The sequence below is a fragment of the Paenarthrobacter sp. CC6 genome (genome assembly GCF_040560085.1).
Taxonomy (GTDB): Bacteria; Actinomycetota; Actinomycetes; order Actinomycetales; family Micrococcaceae; genus Arthrobacter; species Arthrobacter nicotinovorans.
This window is the reverse complement of the sequence record NZ_JARDAN010000005.1, coordinates 385,775-404,709: the sequence shown is the minus strand read 5'-3', so window position 1 is coordinate 404,709 and position 18,935 is coordinate 385,775. Positions and strand designations below refer to the sequence as shown.

Here is an 18,935-nt window from a genome sequence, read left to right as displayed (position 1 = left end):
GTTCCCTGCAATGTAGCAGCCGGTCTAGGTGCCGAGCAGTGCCCGCACATATGAGCCCAGGTCTTTCGTGACCAAGAGCTTGGGAGCTGATGAGACTCGCGTGGCGAGCCACATGAACACCCGACCATGGGAACCGGCGACTAACCCCCGGACTTCAGCAAGTTCAAGACTCCACCCGACGGTTGCGACGCCGTTGATGGTTATGGACGTCGGCTGGGCGCTGGCGCTGGCGAGTGCCCGGAGCAGTTCCGTGGGATTCGTGGCAACCATTTGACCAAGACCAAATCGAACAAGTTCCTTGGCTAGAAGGTCAATAAGCTGCCCGGCACCCAGTGGATGGTTGAGAACGGGCTTGAGGGTGATCAGCCATTCTGTCGGTGGGCTGGTTTCACCTTCAATAGGCGGATGGTCGAAGCGTGCATCGACCACGAGCCCTGTCTCGACTTCCGATGGACCCGAGATCGAGAGCGGGCTCGGCGCGGTAGCAGAGAATCCGTAGGCGAACTGGCCGAATTCCTCCGCGCGGGAGCTGCGAGCTCGGCGGGCATCCTCCGATACTGAATAGTCGTTTGCCGCTTGATACATAGATCCACCCATACGAGTGATTCTCCACCTACTTCGAGCCATAGGCGGGAACCCGTCACCGCGGCGATCCTAGCCCACGCTCACCAACACCTGCTCGATCCGCCCCAGCAGGCCCGGCCAGCCGTTGCCCATGCCCTCGATGGCCTGCCGTCCCATGGGTGAGTCCAGGTTGAAGCCGGCGTGTTCGAAGTGAAGTGTTGTCCCGGCGTCGACCGTTTCCAGCGTCCAGGTGATGGTCGTATCCAAGCTGCCTTCGGCGAAGACGAAAGTGATCGACTCGCCGGGCTCGACGGCGGTGACTTCGCACTGCTGCTGGCCCCAGGCGCCCATGTCCATGGTGAAGCGGTGCCCCACGACGGGCGCGATATCCCCGGGTGCCCACCAACGGGCGAGCAGTTCCGGCGTCGTGAGGGCGGCCCACACTGATTCTTTGGGGTGGGGGAAGGTGCGCTCGAGGCGGATGGCGTTTTCAGTCATGGGTATTCTCCTCATCCAGAAGACCGGCCAGGGCATCGAGCCTCTGGTTCCAGTAATGCTCGTAGTGCTGCAGCCAACCGCTGACTTCACGCAGTCCTTGCGGCTGGAGGTGGTAGATCCTGTGCCGGCCTTGCCGTTCCTCGCGGATCAGGCCTGCCTCCTTGAGGACGGCCAGGTGTTCCGACGCCGATGAGCGGCTGAGCTCCAGTCGACCCGTCAGTTCGCCCGCGGTCAGGGGACCGGCGAGGAGGGTGTCGAGGATGGTCCGCCGCGAGGGATTCGCGAGGGCGCCGAAGACGTCGGAGGGCACGGGTTGATGATATGTCGGAAAATTCCGAAATGAAAAGTTAGTCGTCTTACGCTGTGACATTCGGGTTGTTTCGTAGACTCACAGTTCAAGGAAGATTTCGCCAGTTCGGGGGGAAGACCTGTGAAGAACGCACCGAGCCCATTGCAAGTAGTGATGTTCTTTGCCTTGGCGATCATCTTTGCGACGTGGCCACCGTTGGTCTGGTGGCGGGCCGCGGGAGCAGTGCTAATGCTGGGATTCGGGTGCTACGGAGTTTATGTCCTGCGGAAAGCCAAGCAGAAGGCTGCACCCCGGGGGCCTGGCGAGTCTGAGTGATCCGGTAGTGATGGACTGGATGCCACCTCTATGTCTGCGTAGATTTCGTGGGATACTGCATCCCTGGTGGCAGGCTCTCCCCAATGCCCGCTACGAAGCCGAAGTCTATTCCGCCGTCGTCCGGTTTTGACTCGCGCTCCAGCTTCCGTACCTCGCTGGGCGTGAAGTAGCTTTTCGCGACTCCGCTTTCCGTTTCGAACGTGAAGGATCCAAAGATTGTTGGGTCGGAGCGGTGCCTTAGCAGCAGTGTTGTGTCTGTGCCATTTATCTCCACGGCCGCCGGATGGTAGCTGTCCATGCTCCGGCCCCATATGGGGAGGGAGAGTGGGAAGGCCAACTGAACGGACTCAGGAAAGGCGCGGGGGACGCGCTCTATGGAGAGGGAATGCTGGGCTGCGCCGTCAACCTGAACAGTCATGGTGTGAGGGTCAAAGCTCTGGGTGGTTCCGTCCAATAGCCGCGTCGCGGACCATATGAAGCCTCTTGGAAGCACTGAGATGGCGTACCGCTCAGTGTGCCCACCAGCTTGGCATAGTGAGATTGCATCGTAGGAAGTGCCGTCACCACCCACCATGGCCTTGCCGATTGCGATCGCCAGCTGCTCAGAGGAAGTGTCCACGCCTCATCCTTGCATGGGTGAGGCTGGCTGCTTAGGCGGGGCCGCCGTCGTTGTTTGCCAGGAGGAACTTCCGCAGGAGGTTCGCCAACTGTTCGCGTTCGGTCTTGGAGAGGCCGTCGAGCATCTTCTGCTGATTCTCCACGTGATGTTCCACCACCTCGTCAACCAGGGCAAGTCCCTCGGGCGTCAGGCTGACCAGTAGCTGACGGCGGTTCCCGGGGTTGGTTTCGCGGTGGATCAGGCCGCGGTTCACCAAGCGGTCGACGCGGTTGGTCATGGCTGCGGAGCCGATCATGGTCAGGCTGGCGAGCTGCCCGGGCGTGAGCGGCGCCTCGGCTGCCGACCGCCGAAGGGTTGCCAGGACGTCGAACTCCCAAGGCTCCAGCCCGAACTGGTTCATGAATCTCTGCACATCGAGTGACGCCAAACGGTTCGCCCTTGCGAGTCGGCCCAAAATACCCATGGAGCTGACATTCAGATCGGGGCGCTCCCGGTTCCATTGGTCAAGAATCGTGTCCACTGCGTCGCGGTCCATTGCCCTCCCATGCTTGACCTCAAACAGTACAACACCTACATTGTCATACATCAAATAGTTCGACATCGAAATGTATGGAAGTGAATAATGGCTCGGATGTCTCCCCGCGACCTCTTCATCACAGCGCTCGCACCGATGGTCTGGGGTTCCACCTATCTGGTGACAACTCAATTCCTTCCCGCCGACAGGCCGCTCCTTGCCGCAACCGTGCGGGCCCTGCCTGCCGGCGTCGTGCTGATGCTCGTCACCCGGACATGGCCGCGGGGAACCTGGTGGTTCAAAGCAGCGGCACTGGGCGCACTGAACATCGGGCTGTTCTTCTTCCTGCTGTTCTTCACCGCATACCAGTTGCCGGGTGGGTTGGCGGCGTTGGTCGGGTCGATCCAGCCCCTGTTCGTGCTCTTCCTGGGTGCGTTGCTGCTGGGGGAGAGGATCCGCCTCGCGCACATCGTGGCGTGCGCCGTGGGAGCTGCCGGGGTCGGTTTGCTGGTCCTGCGCTCCGACGCGTCGCTGACGGTCATTGGTGTGCTTGCCGGGATGGCGGGTGCGCTCAGCATGGCGGCCGGCATTGTCCTGACGAAACGTTGGGGAAGGCCCGACGGCGTGGGGCTGCTTGGGTTTACCGGCCTTCAGTTGGCGATGGGTGGGGTGATGCTGCTGCCGGTAACGCTGCTGGTCGAAGGGTTGCCGACGTCGGTTACCTTCCCCAATCTTGCGGGCTTTGCGTACCTCAGCGTCATTGGTGCGTTGGTGGCTTACGCCGTGTGGTTCCGGGGGATTCAGCGGCTGCCCACGATGGTGGTCTCGTTCCTGGGATTCCTGAGCCCGCTCGTGGCGACCGTGATGGGGTTCGCGTTCCTGGGGGAGGCGTTGTCGGGCTGGCAGATTGTGGGCGCGGTGTTGGTGCTGGGGTCGGTGTATTTGGTGCAGCGGGCTGGGGCGGCGGCGGGGCGGCCGGTGCCGGCAAAGGTGAAAGTGCTTAGCTGACGGGAGTGGAGTTTTGATGCTTGTCCCGCAGGGGTGGCGAGAGGACGATCAAATTAGCCGTAGCGCTGGAATGCGCTCGCGGTGTTGTGTCGTCGCGGCTCCGAGCCGTATCCAGGAGGCAGTGCTCATCGGCTAGACGTAAGCCGGACAGGCGCTGGCCCCGAGGTCTTACTTCGCGTTCAAGTTGGTGCGTTGATGAACCGCCATGGCTGGCTCGTTCGACTGACTGCAGGGTTGGTCGCGTCGGTGCTGGCCGGATCGGTGCTTGCCGGCTGCACATCACCGGGCCCGGCGCCGTCTCCATCGCCTTCGGCCTCGCCGTCGCCGTCGTTCAGCGACGCTGAGGCCATCAGCTCCCTGGAGTACGCGATGCAGACCTTCACGGACCAAGACGCTGTGGCTGTCCTCGCCCAGCTGCGGTGGCCGGGTGGTGAATGGTCGAAGGCTTACGGAGTGCGCGACCTGGACACGAGGCAGCCGGCCAGGCCGCAGGATCGAGTCCCCGTTTCAAGCGTTACCAAGACCATGACGGCGGTTTCTGTGCTGAAACTCGTTGACGATGGACTGATCGCTCTTGATGATCCCGTCAACGGGCTTTTGGAGAGCTTTGGGGTTGGCCTCAAACCTCCCGTCCCGATCACTCTGAGGCAATTGCTCTCCCAGACCTCGGGAATGCCAGATTACCGAGACGTGATGATCCGGAGCTTGGAGGACTTTGTGTCTGCTTCCTCTCAGGGGCTGACCACCCCGCAGGCTCTTCGGCTCGCCGGCACGTTGCCTTGGGAAGCACGAACTGTCGGGCTATTCCAGTACTCCGACTCGAACAACCTGGCATTGGGACTGATCCTGGAAAAGTTCCGTGGCGAGTCGTATCCGCAGATTCTTCGCGACGACATCATCAGCCCGCTCGGGCTGACCCATACGACTATCGACGAGGACGAGCCGGACGCTCCTGACTTGGTCAAGGGCTACGTGAGCGTCCGAGGCAAGCGCGTCACCGGTGGCCCGGTCCTGGAACAGCTGGGTTCCCCGCTGCCAGTCGTGGTCTCAAGCATGGCCGACGTCAATGACTTTATGGCTGCCCTGTTTGCTGGCCGGATCTTGTCCGCCAGTTCCTTGACGGAGATGAAGAAGGTGGTGATCGGACCCTTTGCGTTGGGGCTGGTCAAATGGTCCCCGGACTGCAGCGGCGCACCGCGTTTCTTCACGAAAGGCGGTTTCCTCGACTTCCGGACCGTCGCGCTCAGTTCCGACGACGGGCGGTACCAAGCGTCAATGGCCGTGTCTCCTGCTCCGGAGCCGTCATTGCGGGCGGGTGAGGACTTGGTGGACGAGCGTGACCTGATGAGCAGTCAGATGCTGTCGGCTCTGATGGAGGTGCAGGATCGGTTGTGCGGGTAGGGGTGGAGAAATACGCATGGTGGGCAACGGCGTACCTGATCAGGCGTCTCCCAACAGCTACGGGCTGCATGCGCGCTGGCCTCTCACGGTTTAAGTTGTGCTTGGCGGTTTGGTGACACCGCTCAGCCGGAAGGAGCCAGTCAGGTTTTATTTGCGGTGGATTGCAGGAAGAAGAGCAGCTGCCAGCCAGCCGCTATGGTCGGAGGAGAGGGCGACGAATGCGCCAAGAATTTCGGTTTTAATGTCGATGACATTAAAAACTGAACCTTCGTGACGGCCCCGGAATACAGCGCTCGTTCTGACAGTCTGTGTCTCTGTCGCTGGTGTGAGGTCAGTCCCGACGTGTGCTCCATGCGACTTTGTCAATTGAGGATTACACTGAGCCGGGATTGAGTATACCCAAGGAATCGTTCAGTTCTGCGGACGCCGGGATCTGTACCTTTCGTGAATTTCTGCCAAGTGGGCCATTAGCGTTTTCGTTTCGCAGTGAGTTCGCTTGCTCGACGGATACTTACAACCCAAGACTAGTCACGACGGGGCCGTAGGTAAGCGTAAACTGAACTAGCGATGTGCCTACCGAGCGGAATAGGTACTGCGTTTCCTATCTGTTTGGCAATGTCGGTTTTAGATCCACACCAGCGGAAATTATCCGGAAATCCCTGTAACTTTGCTGCTTCGTAGTGAGTAATAGGTCGGTCTTCTGTCGGGTGCAAATATCGTCCCTTTTCAGGTTTGAAGAATTCCGTTCGAATCGTGACTGAAGGCTCGCCGAGCCTAACTCGTCCCATTACGTCGCCCGCACCGGCATCGTGATCATCCCAAGCCCTTGTGGATAAGTATTCGACGGTAGCGCGGCAAACCGAGTTGTAATTCCTTATCTCAACATCAAATATTACTTGCCCAATTCTCGACTTGCTACCTACAGGTCCATTCCCACTTTCGCAATAGGATTGGATGAATATAGTTTTGGAACTCGGGACACCGTTCCTGACAATATTATGGATTCCAAGCGGATTGAGCTTTCCTTCTTCATTCCTGGCTATACCAGCCTTTTCTATGATAAACTCAGCGCCGTTCTCAAGACGGCACAAGTAGCGCCCGCGTAGATGCTTGCGGTTTCCATTTTCTGGGATCGCACTGTAACGGGCAAGAGAAACTGGCTCCGGGCGTCTGGCAATATGTAGTTCGCTCGTCAGGTAGGGCCCCGCGATTGCTTTAGTAACCCCCTTTATCGAGGTTATGCGGCCGCTGGGCAGCTCGGTCGTGTGCAGCTCCTTGGAGGCGGTCACAGCAAAAACTTTGTCGACTGTTTGCCAGGGGAACCGTCCGTTCAAATCCGTTCGTTTCCCATTCGTGGGGCCCTTGATCCGAGAAGGACGGGAGTGCGTAGGTTTGGGATATTCCATGTCAACGAGAGACTCGTTGATGTCGGTCCTAACGCCAACCACAATTGCCCGCCTGCGTGCCTGGCGAGCGCCGTAATCGGCTGCATTAAGTACATAGCGCCCGGCACGGTCCCAGTCGGATTCACCGGCCTTTGCTCCTGGCGGCTCGGATAGGCGGTAGTTCGTGAGGTCTCGGCTGCCGATACGCTCTTGCAAATCAGTGAACTCGACTGATCGCACAAATCGGTCTACGTTTTCGATTACGAATACTTTCGGTTGTAGCGCAACCACAACGCGAATGAACTCCTGCCACAACTGATTGCGCTCGGCGCGAACCTTATCCCGGTTAAGTCCGGAAAAGCCCTGACATGGCGGACCGCCAACGATTACGTCTACTTCCCCAGGTTGCCACTTGGGCTCCCAATCGGTGATGTCGCCACAGAAAACTTCAGGTGGGTCGAAAGGATGTTTCCAACTAGATTCTGCACCGAAATTCATCGCGTAGGACGCTGCGGCCGCGGGTTCCCACTCGACTGCGCCGATTGTGCGAAAAACGGGTTTCGTGGTCGTCTCGGGACGAAATTGATGAAAACCTTCGGACAGCCCGCCACAGCCCGAGAACAAGTCGAGGACCGTGATCGGCGCCTCGACCTTGTTCGGTGGTGCCATTGCCACATCATATCCTGTACTCGGAACGCTTTGTGAATCGTAAATTGAGAGTCATCCGGTACGGTCAAGTGCATAACGAACTGAGTCGTTCTATCCATTTTGTCCGGTACCCTATGCCTGCGAGCTCCTACGAGGGCCCGGGACATGTCTTGAGTCACGGTTCACGAATACTATCGTCGTATCTCCTCGAGCACACCCTCCAGAAGCCCCGGAACACTGCTTCCTCCGAGAACCAGCTGTCGGTCGAGGAGTCGATTCGCAGTCTCACAAGATGTTTCGCTAACGAGTGAACACCCGTGACATGCAGAAAGATTCAGACTAGACGTACCTTGCCGGTCGCTCTCGATGCAGACGGGGTCATTGGAACAAACATCTGCGTCATCTAACGACCCCAAGAGCAGGGGAACCAGCTGGTCGGGTTCTCCCAGTCTGACAAGGCCTCCGAGGGTTCCTTGTGAATCCCCGGCTGCCGTATAGATAAGAATGCCGGCGGTGCGATCTGTCCTATCCGAGTGGGCATATACCCGTTCTTGGAGCGATGCTGAGGAGTATCCGCTCGCATATGCCAGACGACGAATCACCAAGTGAGCAATCGTGTGCAGCGCAATGAAGCGTGGCTCTGGGCGGTCCAATCGTTGCGCCCAGGGAAGGGTTTGACGCCTGTCGATGAGAATTTCTGCACGCGCCTGCACCGCAGCCTGTTGCTCCCAAGCGCTGACGTGTTCCTCGTCAAATTGAAGAAATATTCCTTCGCCGTACATCTCGATTGCTGGGAAAACAGGGCGCCTTTTGCCGTCCAATGACAGGTCGGACTTGATCATCTCTGCTTCGGCCGAGTGCCGGCGAAAACCTTTGAGTGCTCGAACCTCGCGCACCCTTCGGACCTGCCCGACTGCAGTGAGTCGAGACGCCAATGCTGCAGGAACGGCCTGCTCATTCGGTGTTTTCCACGCGTCTACGATGAAGTCGCCTTCGCTCCGGTCCCGCCCGGGTTTATGGAGTTTCTTCAAAAACGCGGCCCATTCGCCATCCTTTAGATCGAGCAAAACATCGTCTACCGGTTCATCTGCGCTGCGGGCAGCTTCGAGGACGTCTCCCGGCGTCACGCCGAGCTCATCGGCAATCCACCCGGCAACCAACTCCGACTGTGGACCGCCGTTGTCAGCGACCACTTTTTCAAAGAACATGTGGCCGCGAATGGCCTCAGCTGTTTGGATACTCCGTGGACCCTCCTCCGGAATGTCGAGGGCACTAATTCTCTCGGCAATGTAGTTTCCCGTTGCTCCACGCTGCACCGCGACTAGGGAGTGTTCACAGGGCGTGCCTTGCAGTGGCTCTTGCCAGGGCTGGACTCCCTTGCAGCGGATACCGTCCCGGACAAGCGACTCTTTGGTGACGAGCTCAGTCAGGGGCCGTGACCTCTTACAACCCCCGCATTCGATGCGCAGTGAATTCAGGCCCTCACCTTGCTTGGCTGAGCGAGAGAACCTGAGCTGCTTATAGTCCCGGCACACTCGAACGGCTTGTGTTACGCCCGCGTCGTGGCCGCGATGTGCCCACATGAACCAAGGGATGTCTTGAATGTGGCTGCCCTTGTCACAGACCGCCACGTACCGCATCGGAACAAGGGCACCATTACAGGCACAGGTATTCGCCCATTTTCCCTTGTTCCTGCTGGTTTGTTGCGACAATCGCGAACAGCGCTCGCAGAACCTCCATGTCGGAAACCTCCAGTAAAGGAGGCCAACTGTGTCTTTTCCAGCGCGGTCTGAATGAGTTGGAGCCTCTCGTAGGACGCTTGGTCCTAGCCGCTCCACAAGGCGTGCACAGTGTATTTCGGGTGCGAACCGTTTGTCCCACCAGGAAGTGTCAGGAGCAATCAAGGATTCGCCACGTATATCGACGATGGCCCCAACACCAAACGGCGAAACTGTTTCTGACAGCCGAAGGTCATGCTTGATTCGTTCCACTCTGTCCCTCCTCAAATGGTTCGCGCACCTCTACGGCTACGTTGGGTTCAACGGAGCGCATCGAATCAGCAACTAGCCACCCCTCGCCTGGCTGCGCAAAGCGCCTTAGTAATGCAGCATCGCCCGGTGTGCGACGTTCGTACAGCAAGGTTTCGCCCGACTCGCGGGCCTTTCGCGCACGGCGGTCCCAGTCGTTCAGGAGCATCCGTAGTTGCTCCTTGGTATCGTGAAGCTCTTCACGATCAGCATGCTGAACACGTTGCAGGAAATTGGTGACGATGCGATCTAGTGATGCGTGTTGACTTTCGTTGTCCAGATTGAGTGCGCCCGCGGCGTCATTTGCACCTAGGTTTGGAATCAGCTGACGTACAAGGGCAACTAGAGCGCCTGCGAGTGAACGATTGCGCGACGCCACGGACCATGGTGTGACACTTGTTGGTTCGACGCTGCGGTATAGGGCCTCGTGGTACCCGCGGAACGACTCGAATTGTGAGCGGTCGCGAGCCCGGTTGGAGCGGAACAACGTTGTGACAACGCCATTAGTTTTTCCGCGGCCTACTCGACTTGTGGCCTGAATATATTCGGATGTCGTCTTGGGCTGCCCGACCATTAGCATCAGTGCTAGGCGAGGAATGTCTATCCCCACAGATAGCATGTTCGAGGAAAGGACCACGTCCATGGCCTCGTCAGAGTCATCGGCACTGGTCTTGAGTTCGCGAAGGTCATTCGGGAGCTCTTCTGGCCCTCGACGGCTCGTAAGCTCCAGAACCCTGGCGGCCTTTACTGTCCGGAGCCTGAAGCCGAGGCGCTCAGCTCGAGGTTCGAGCCGAGCGTTTACGTCGTCGACTATTAGGGTGCCGGTACGGCCCAGCTCACGTAAGCTGTTGTGGTAGATGACTGCCGTCCAGAACTCGTCGCGAGAGAGTCCCGGACCGGACTTCTGTTCGAGCATCGAAGGAATCTCAATAAGGGGCGAGGCAGCGGAGACCGTTGCAGACATCTGCGAAAGTGCTTGGGGCATGAGTCCCAGGTAGAGGCGTCCTTCGCCGCTTCGGACGGGCCTTGAAAAAAAAGTGCGGTCATCGTCGAGTCCCGAAGGTGGGTATAAAGCTACGTCACGACCGTAAAGACCCTGGACTTGCAAATTCGAGGCTCTAATGGTTGCCGTAGAAGCAATTATCTTCGGAGTCTCCCCATGAGCGGAGAGCATGCTTTGGATAACTGCATCAAAGACGGCAACTGTCGTTCCTAAGGGGCCAGAAAGCAGGTGGAGCTCATCCTGAATAATCATCGAGGGCTGACGGAATGGACTATTCATGCCTAGCAGTCGGCCTGCCTCGGGCCGAAACTGGAGACGGGCGAACTTATCGACGGTTGCCAGCAATATAGTCGGTGGATTCTCGTAAAGCACTTCGTCGACGACCAAAATCGGCAGCTCGTCGTGAAATCCACAGTCTTTGTTCGTGCAGTGCACGACCGTGTCTTTGCCTACCAGCTTGATGCCGTAGTCGGCTGGTGTTGAACGCATACCTGGCAGCAAGGCTGCTGCGCACCAAGGGCAACTCTCGATTTGGAACTGATTGGCTTCCTCAGGCCGGGACGCTTTGAGCAGACGCTCTAGAGCACCCTTCGCAGCCCGTCGCGTCCCCGGCGTAACGTCATTACCGACCCATAGACCAATAGTGAATGCCGCCATCCCCGTAAGCCGCGGGTCACCGATGCGGTCCGAACGGCGTAACATCTCCATCGCACAAATTAGTGACGCAGCCCGCTGAAATTGCTGAGATGTTAGGAGCCGGAGTGTATAACGTGTAATGACGGCAGTTCCTCCGCCCGATGGACCGTCGACGATCCGTCGTCGGAAGATCTCGATTGCTGCCAGGCCCAGATACGCCTCAGTTTTGCCGCCGCCAGTTGGGAACCAGATGAGGTCCACAACCTCACGATCAGCGTGGTCGAGGTCCACTGTCGAGGCAAGTGCAACGAGCAAGAAACCGAGTTGGAACGGACGCCACTGAGGTTCTGAAGATTCTTCCGCCCGATTTGCCGCGGTCTGTAGCATCTGGAGTCGCATCGCAGCCATACCGAGGGCGAAAGCCCGCCTCAAATCTGAGTGTTCGGAGTGCCCTAGCAAGGCCAAAGCTTCGCGCATCCGAGCGACAGCAACTTCAGAACGATGGACAATTCTCGCGGCTATAGGAGCATCGCTACCATAGCTCGTGACTCGGGCCACCTCCGATTCAACCCATCCCCGGTAGGAATTCACGAATGCCTCGAGGGATGCAAGGACTTTAGTTGGCGATGTATCGAGCTTTGCGAGATTATCGAGCCGTAGGGACTGCGCCTCTGCAGTCGACGCATCGAATGTTGTGGTCTCGACGGCGGGAACGACGAAGGCCGGAACTGGATTAAGTTGGACGAGGATGCAACGCCCGTCCTCGTCAAATTCCCAGTCAGCGGCCATTCCATGTCCCACGGCAAAAATCCGTCGATCTCTGTAACGTAGCCGGAGTTCGGCGGACTCCTCGTCAAGGTCGAAGGCTCGGGTTGTGTCATATTCAAGGAATGAAGCAGGGCCCACTGGGGACACTGAAAGTGCCACCTGGTACAGCATGCTGAGTGCGTCCAATCGGGTGTCACCGGTGGACTCAGACAGCACCCTGACATGGACGGTTACGAGAAAAGCAGCTCCAAAATTCCTCCACCGAGAGCCGATCTGGATAGGTACTCCACCTGCATTGTCCTGACGGTGAGGTTTATCCCGCCCTAGCTCAACATTCTTGAATTCGAAGGGGAGCCGGCGCCACCGGGGCGGACCGTCGCCGCCCACCTTCGTGTACGTCGCACCGCTAAGGTCACACGAAATTACTAAGCCGTTTGTAATGAAGGAGATGGCTATCGACGAAGGCCGCCAGTCTTCCGCTAAAGGGACACCAGCACCTGGTTCTTCCACTTCATCGGTGGAAGCGAGTGCGCCGTCTACATCAACTTCGGCCGTTTCGGAGGAGGACGCACCGTCTTCGGCAAGGCCGTCAGATGCGTCCCTTGGAAATAGCATTCCGACAGAGTACTGCCGGTTAGGCGGATTCTCGATAACTTCGTCGTCGCCTCCGTCGGGCCCGACGTATGCTGACCGGAGATGGTCAAGAATCAGACGCTGAGCTGCGGTCAAGGTCATTCGGTCACCATCCGTTGTTGGACGAGTTTTTGCAAACGCCGTCGTTCTTCCTTCGAAACGACGATGTGGAGAGAGACTCGAGCGCGAGTAACGGCCACGTAGTAGGCGGCCATGCCAGCGTCGTCGAATGCGTCGGGCAGTCCGCACACCACGACGTGCTCAGCCTCAAGCCCTTTGGCGTATCTTGGACTTGTCACAAAGAAGCCCCCTGCTCCATGCTCCGGAGGCTGGGACGAACTTGGGTCAATAATCCAAATGTCCTTACGATGAAGTCCATCGGCCACGAGATGCTCCGCTATCGAGATGCCATCCAAAACTGTGGCACGACCATTAGTGGTATGCCAGAAGACTTTTTCTCCATTTACGATCCCAGGGTCGCCGACATCAGCCCCGAGGTATTCCTGCACAACGTGGACGATCGCACGAGTGTTTCGAACGTTGAGGTCCAGGTCAACGGACACAGCTTCCTCAGCAACAAGAGTGGCGACGTCTTCGTCATATGCCCCATCAACATGCGCCTGATTATTGGGATCAAGAAACATTCGCCATCGCCCGTTCGCTCGCCCTCCCGAGATGACCGCGTCTATCTGGTCCATGGCTGCGGCTGTCATCATGTCCTGCGCTTCGTCCACGAGAACGACGTCATAACGATCCGCTTCGCGAAGCTCGGCAAATGCTAGAACGTCGACAGGATGGGAATTAAGATATGGCTGAAAATACCTGGAAAGCGCTGGAGACCGAAAGGTGACGAGTACGGAGCGGCCTTGCTGCGCTTCAATCTTGGCGGCTTCAACCAAGACGAGGGACTTACCGGTTCCGGCGCCGCCATAAACGAGTACCCGGTCGTTTCTCGCCAACGCCGCCAAGACCCGAGCTTGTCCAGCGGTCGCACGATTCTGCTCGTCAATCACCGCCCCACGTTGCGCATCGATTACCGGCAGCCTGGTGAACTCACCGAAAAGACTCACTCGTAAGTCGTTCAACCTCGCGAGCTTTTGCCCACTCGGCCCCGTCCTAGCACATGCAGCGACCGCATCAAGAGCTGCTGTAAGTTCTGCGACGGTCATTTGGTCCCGACCAAGCCAATGAGTCGGGAGCCAGCCGACCGCATCTGGTGGCGAGTCGACGTCCGGCGTCACAACGATGGCCTCATGCGCAAACCATCCAATCCCTTGCTGGCTCAGGATGTCTCTTAGGGCGTACGCCGCAGAGCGCGCCTGCTCCATGGGCGACGTCGTGAGTTTGTTCCAGTCGCCATGGCGGTCGACTGAATACCACGAGCCATCGTGCTTGCGGACTCCTCCGCCCTTGACTTCCACCACGATCACGACGCCGCGCCACAAAATTACGAAATCGGCCTCGGCCTGTTGCTTGTATGCATGTGAGCGAAGGTCTACCGAAAAGAAGGCAGCAGCCTCAGGATCGGCGTCAATATCTTTCAGCAGCCGAGCGAATCTTTTCTCTCCAGTGCTGGCAGAACGCTCTTCAACATCGTTAAGCGTAGGCACGATGATCATCTGCGTTGCTCCTGCCATAGTTCTTCGTAGTCGTGGTAGCCGAGGAAATCGTTCATTGCCCCCCAGTTATCAGCGACATCTACAATTAAGCATTCTTCCTTGCCGCCATTTTCTTTACCCCGGAGTCCACGGCCCGCCATCTGAATGTAAGCACCGGGACTGAACGTAGGACGAGCGATATAGAGAGCTCGTACGCCAGGTGCATCAAATCCTTGGACTAGTAAGTCGCAGTTGGCGAGAACTTTGATGTCGCCATCCTGAAATTGCTGGATAACGCTCCGGCGCACCTGACGTCCTGTTTGACCACTGACTGATGCTGCCTTCAGCCCTCGGTAACGCAAGGAGGCAGCCAGTACCTGGGCAGAAAGGACGCTAGGTGTGAAAACGAGAATTGGCCATTCTGGATCTTGTTTCAGAATATGCTCCGTTAGAACTCGCATGCGTTGCTCATTACGGCCAATCCGCTCGTAGATGTTTCGATCAATTAGCCGATTAGATTCGAGTGAGTCTCTTTCATTCTTTGTCAGTTCAATGCTTACGCCTGAGGGAAGGATCTCATGACGGACACTCGCGAGCACCCCAAGCTTAACGAGTTCTCGATAGGCATCAGACTCAAAAGCCGTAAGCCTTTTCGTTCCGAACCGGGCAACTAACTCTTTCGTTCCGCTTTGATCACCCGCTCTACCTTTGAATGGAGTAGCGGATAATCCAACGAGCGGGCGCTCCCAATTTCTTCCGTCAATGCCAAGCCAACGCAGAATACTTGTGTAGCGAGTAGAACCTCCCGCGCGGTGGGCTTCGTCTATAAATACGACGGTCGGCGTGCTGAGCCAGTCGTATTCCGGTTTTGTCATGATCGCTTCGATCTTGGCGTCGGTTGCTACAACAACACTTAGCTCCGTGTCGGGTTTGTTAACCACATTTGTGTCCCAAAGCCGACCGATTGTTAGCGGACGTTCGTCGCCGAGGAACCTCCACACCGTTTGAAACGTCTGAACCGCCTGCTCGCATAACTCGGCAGACTGGGCCACCCAGAGGATAGTGCCCGATAGAACCTCATCTACAAACAGCTTCAAGACGGTTTCCGTGGCTACCCGAGTCTTCCCCGATCCTGTGGGTAGCTCTAGCATCGCTTTTTGTCCGGGGCCATGCGCAGACGGTTGCGTTAGAACAGTCCGAAGATCTTCACTTAGCCTCTTCTGGTAGCTATGAAATTTGTTTAGACGGACCGCGCCCGGGACTATGAACTCCTCCGGCCGAGCCTGGTTTCGTTGTCCAGCGAACTCTGCGCCGAAGCCCATCTTGCGCACCCAGGTTATCGCCGCCGGAGTACCTGCCCACGTTGTGGGGACGTCGGAGAAACCCTCTTCCCTGAATCGATCGGCGAGCATTCTCAGCGAGTCGGAGCCATAGACAGTGAGAAATAGGTCAGCGACGGAAGTTGTATCGTCTACAAGTCCCTGCGCTTCGAGAGCTGACCAAAGACCAATCGGCAGCGCATCGCGTAGGTCGTCGGGACCAATGTAGAGATCCAATCGCTCAGTGTCAGATTCAATTGCACACGCCTGCTGACGCAGCAGCTCTAGTCTGTGGTCGAGGCTGGCCTGGAGGATACTTGAATGCCCTATAGCGTTGAGCCCCAAGGCAAAGGCTTCGCTGATGAAGTGAAGGATTTGTCGCTCATCGGCATCGCTGCTAACTATCAGTTCTGAGCCGTCCAGGTGCCAGCGCAGCGGTTGGTCCTCGACCCCCTCTTCCGTAGTGACCCGCTTCGCTATCAGGAGAGCTCGTGATACTTTGGCGGAGCCCAGTTTAGAACCAAACTCGTCTCGAAGCCCCGTGTACAGATCCAGGATCCGCTGACTATCCTGCTGTCCCTCTACAACGAGCGAAAACGAGAAGCTGTCTTCGAACCGACGGCATCCCACGGTTTCAACTATGTCATCGACCTGGTCTACTTCGACCCGGAGGTAGGGGCGCTGGCGGCCGCGAAGAAATTCCTCTTCTTCGTCAGTAGTTGCCAGATAGACGCTCGCAGGCGTGTGCGCTTCGAGTGTTTGCTTAACACGTGCAGGTATTGTCGAAGGCCGCCTTCCAGCTAAGCCAAATCGGCAGGCCGTTCTAATGAATGCGACCAAAATATCGTCTGCTACGTGGGGAAAAATATCCCCCTCAAGCATTTCACGCAGTACGTGCGCTGGTACCTGCTCAAGTTCCTCCGGAAGGTCAAGGAAATCGGGTGCGAAGTGGGGTCCCTTGTAAAGAGGAAGTAAGCCAGCGAAACGAACTAGCGAGGGCGCTACCACATCGCGTAGCGGGCGATACCCCCTTGTCGTGGCAAACAGACCAGCTTGTTCGACCGCCCATCGGACTGGCGATCCTACACCGTATGCGCGGCCTGTTTCTAAATCCTCGAGGATCCACTCGCTATCACCGAGCGCGAGAAGGGAGCTCGTCCAGTTCTCGCGAATCTGGGATGGTGCTCCTGCGTCACGGAGCATGAAGAGCACAGAAAAGGGTCCCGGGCCTGTGCCGGGGGTGAATTCTACTGAGCGGATCGGCCGTTCGCCGGGACCCCGTTCTGCGTTGATTTCGGAAAGTTTGGCCTCGACATAACGCTCATAGGCCGGCTCATCTTCGAGCGCAAAGGCCTTCGTGGGTTGTTGCACTACCCCCAGGCTGTGTGCCACGTCCGGTACACACCGCCGTCGATCGAGGAGCCTTGCATTCTCTGTGTCGGAAAGACTTACATCTAGGTCGAAGACTTGTTGAGGCCAAGCCCAACCACCGTCTCGTGTTGGTACCTTGACGGACGCTGTCGACTTGCTCATTACCTTGGCTGCCGTCGGCGAGGGAAGGGACAGTACTGCGTCCCATAGCCTTGTTAGCGCGTCGTCGCCAGGTTCAATAGGGAGAGTCGCCAAACGCGCATTAAGGATGGCTTCCGGGTCAAGATCCCTAAACCCGCGGTCACGGAGTATACGTTCTACGCCCTCCTCTAAAAGAAATTTTGAGTCAACAAAGACAGCACCTTCAATCTCAAGGTCAGCCTCGCGATGGAGGAATACGACATCCTTTTCCGCAAGAGACCTCATACCCGCTGAAGTCGGGATCACTTTTGCCCTGTCAATGCCTTCAAGGCTGAGGTTCCTTACGACTGTTCGTAATGCGTTGGCCGAGGAAATCGAGTCGCATCCTTCCGCCCATTCGCGTAGCCAAGTCAGAAGTCCTCTTTTTGGCATTCGATCGAGCGCCAGTCGCGTGTCCCTAGCACTTGGGTCGAATTCGTCATCAACTCCAGCGATCAGTAGATCACGCAGGCGCGTAACGCGAGTCGGATTAGAATAGCAACGCCAGTGCGGAACGTCATCCCCCGTATTTGGGGACAATGCCCACCCTTGATGAACAGGCGCATCGAGTCGTATTGCTGGGTCGAGTGGCCGTAAGGCAGCTCCGTTGCGAAGTACAGCATTGGCGTCCGGGATGTATGCACCTCTACCTGTGAGTTTCAGGATGTGCGTCGCTAGGTTTTCGTCACCAAATCCGTGACTTTCCTGTCCACGACCTCGCGCTGGCATGTAGTCGAGATGTGCGGCAGGATCGGCTCCGTTACTGACGCGAGGCAGGATTGAGGCGAAAGCTTCCGCTAGTGTGCCCAGCATCTCTCGGTTGTAGTCGTTTCTAAGAAGATTTGTGCGGTCATCGTTAACGCTCCACGGTGCGTTGAATAAAGCTGATGCCGACGTAGAGTCGTGCAGGCGGAAGTAGGACCAAAATTGACCGATTCTCAGGCGATTCTGTTGTACCGGCATAGCCACGGTCACTTTTACCTCGGCGCGAGACACTGCCTCGCCAACTTGGTGTCGAGCGTCGACTGACGGCGAATGCATCCTGTTTTCGACGATCCAATCGTCTCCCTCCCCATGAGGTCCCTCGATCCGGAACAGGCCGTTCCCGAGATCCCGCGAAACGTGCGTCGTCTCAAACGAGTTGGAGCCCAGAATGCGCAGTTTCACTTGGCGCACAGCGCCAACGAACAACAGAAACTCGGAACTGAAATTTTCGATCTCTTGACGTAACCGCTCCAGGTTGGAGGCACCCGGCAGTCTAATAATCGTCGAGGCCCATTCCCCTAGCTCCGCAAGGAGTGGGTCTTGCTCAAACTCACGTACCGGGTCGATCAGTGTTGCTGTTCGTAACGTAGGTAGACGCGCACCGACCGCCAGCTTGATGAGTTGGCTTTTCGCACGTGATGAGCCGAACTCGAATGATATAGATCGGCTGAGAACCTGGGGTGAATCAGTCACGGCGAGAACCGATTTGAACCCGAGGCCGAAACGTCCGATCTCGTCGCCGCGTTTACCGCTGAGATGTGCGTGCGTAATTGCAATTAAGCCGGACTTGGAAAAGGGCCGCCCCGAGTTGGCGCAGTACAAGGTCCTGGAATCGGGATCCAGCACAATCTCAACACGCCCGACGTCTTCTGCTCCAGTGTCGCTAGAGCCGGTCATCGCATCGGCCGCATTTTGAACGAGTTCGAGAAGAGTCCGGTTCGCATAACCTCCGGTTCTTATAGATTCTTCGTGATTCGCATGCTCGGCTAAAAGTGTGGGTTTCGCCGTGTACGCGGCCAACGCGCTGGAGAACTGCTCGTTGAGCTCCTTAACTAAAGTCTCGTCAGATACCCATCTGATGGTCGACCTTGACATCCATTTCCCCATTCATGCGATCACTGAGGCTAGAAAACCATGGAACCTGCATAAGAACAAATCCTGCGTTTACAAGGCGTGTTACCGACGTACAAGTCGTACGACTTTCTGGATTGAGTGTGCGTCTGTGGGGCCAGGTCTCTTGTCGTCCCTATGAAGGGGCTTGCGATGGCGGGGGCGGCGAGCTGGACTCGCGCCGGCGGCTCCATTAGGCCCGAGTGGTGAGAGGACCTGCGCCACATATTGACTGTGACCCGGCTCACCGTCACAATAAATGA

12 protein-coding genes are annotated in these 18,935 nt (G+C 57.4%); 2 read left to right on the top strand and 10 right to left on the bottom strand.

Annotated elements, in window-relative coordinates:
- Window positions 1–24: 24 nt before the first annotated feature.
- The 5 genes from PV760_RS04300 to PV760_RS04280 all read right to left on the bottom strand — a co-directional run bounded on the left by PV760_RS04300 (window position 25) and on the right by PV760_RS04280 (window position 2,841).
- Complete coding sequence (locus PV760_RS04300; RefSeq protein WP_055974535.1) at window positions 25–585, bottom strand: hypothetical protein; 561 nt, start codon at window positions 583–585, stop codon at window positions 25–27.
- A 69-nt stretch (window positions 586–654) separates the two neighbouring features.
- Window positions 655–1,062 carry an SRPBCC family protein gene (locus tag PV760_RS04295; protein WP_354627224.1) on the bottom strand — a complete coding sequence of 136 codons (408 nt, stop codon included), beginning with the start codon at window positions 1,060–1,062 and terminating at the stop codon, window positions 655–657.
- The gene (locus tag PV760_RS04290) at window positions 1,055–1,372 is read right to left on the bottom strand and encodes an ArsR/SmtB family transcription factor (protein WP_018777176.1); all 318 of its coding nucleotides are present in this window, start codon (window positions 1,370–1,372) and stop codon (window positions 1,055–1,057) included. Before PV760_RS04290 ends, PV760_RS04295 begins: the two co-directional genes overlap by 8 nt.
- Before the next feature lie 343 nt (window positions 1,373–1,715).
- A complete protein-coding gene (locus tag PV760_RS04285; protein WP_079581140.1) occupies window positions 1,716–2,306 on the bottom strand; it encodes a hypothetical protein in 591 nt (196 codons plus the stop codon).
- Between the two features lie 31 nt (window positions 2,307–2,337).
- Window positions 2,338–2,841: a MarR family winged helix-turn-helix transcriptional regulator gene (locus PV760_RS04280; protein ID WP_354627223.1), complete on the bottom strand. Its 504-nt coding sequence runs from the start codon at window positions 2,839–2,841 to the stop codon at window positions 2,338–2,340.
- Between the two features lie 96 nt (window positions 2,842–2,937).
- Here PV760_RS04280 and PV760_RS04275 point away from each other — a divergent pair, with 96 nt between their 5' ends.
- Both PV760_RS04275 and PV760_RS04270 read left to right on the top strand, forming a co-directional pair.
- Complete coding sequence (locus PV760_RS04275) at window positions 2,938–3,828, top strand: EamA family transporter (protein ID WP_354627222.1); 891 nt, start codon at window positions 2,938–2,940, stop codon at window positions 3,826–3,828.
- Between the two features lie 195 nt (window positions 3,829–4,023).
- The gene (locus tag PV760_RS04270) at window positions 4,024–5,229 is read left to right on the top strand and encodes a serine hydrolase domain-containing protein (RefSeq protein WP_354627220.1); all 1,206 of its coding nucleotides are present in this window, start codon (window positions 4,024–4,026) and stop codon (window positions 5,227–5,229) included.
- Window positions 5,230–5,753: 524 nt separating this feature from the next.
- Here the strand turns inward: PV760_RS04270 and PV760_RS04265 are convergent.
- From PV760_RS04265 to PV760_RS04245, 5 genes are all read right to left on the bottom strand, one after another.
- Entirely contained in the window at window positions 5,754–7,283 is a 1,530-nt protein-coding gene (locus PV760_RS04265) for a DNA cytosine methyltransferase (protein WP_354627219.1), read from the bottom strand.
- A gap of 170 nt (window positions 7,284–7,453) precedes the next feature.
- Window positions 7,454–9,253, bottom strand: a complete 1,800-nt coding sequence (drmB, locus tag PV760_RS04260; RefSeq protein WP_354627218.1) for a DrmB family protein — start codon at window positions 9,251–9,253, stop codon at window positions 7,454–7,456.
- Entirely contained in the window at window positions 9,234–12,431 is a 3,198-nt protein-coding gene (locus PV760_RS04255; RefSeq protein ID WP_354627217.1) for a helicase-related protein, read from the bottom strand. Before PV760_RS04255 ends, drmB begins: the two co-directional genes overlap by 20 nt.
- Window positions 12,428–13,948 carry an NERD domain-containing protein gene (locus PV760_RS04250; protein WP_354627216.1) on the bottom strand — a complete coding sequence of 507 codons (1,521 nt, stop codon included), beginning with the start codon at window positions 13,946–13,948 and terminating at the stop codon, window positions 12,428–12,430. The genes PV760_RS04255 and PV760_RS04250 overlap by 4 nt, the downstream gene beginning before the upstream one ends.
- Window positions 13,945–18,657: a sacsin N-terminal ATP-binding-like domain-containing protein gene (locus tag PV760_RS04245; protein ID WP_354627215.1), complete on the bottom strand. Its 4,713-nt coding sequence runs from the start codon at window positions 18,655–18,657 to the stop codon at window positions 13,945–13,947. Before PV760_RS04245 ends, PV760_RS04250 begins: the two co-directional genes overlap by 4 nt.
- Window positions 18,658–18,935 lie beyond the last annotated feature (278 nt).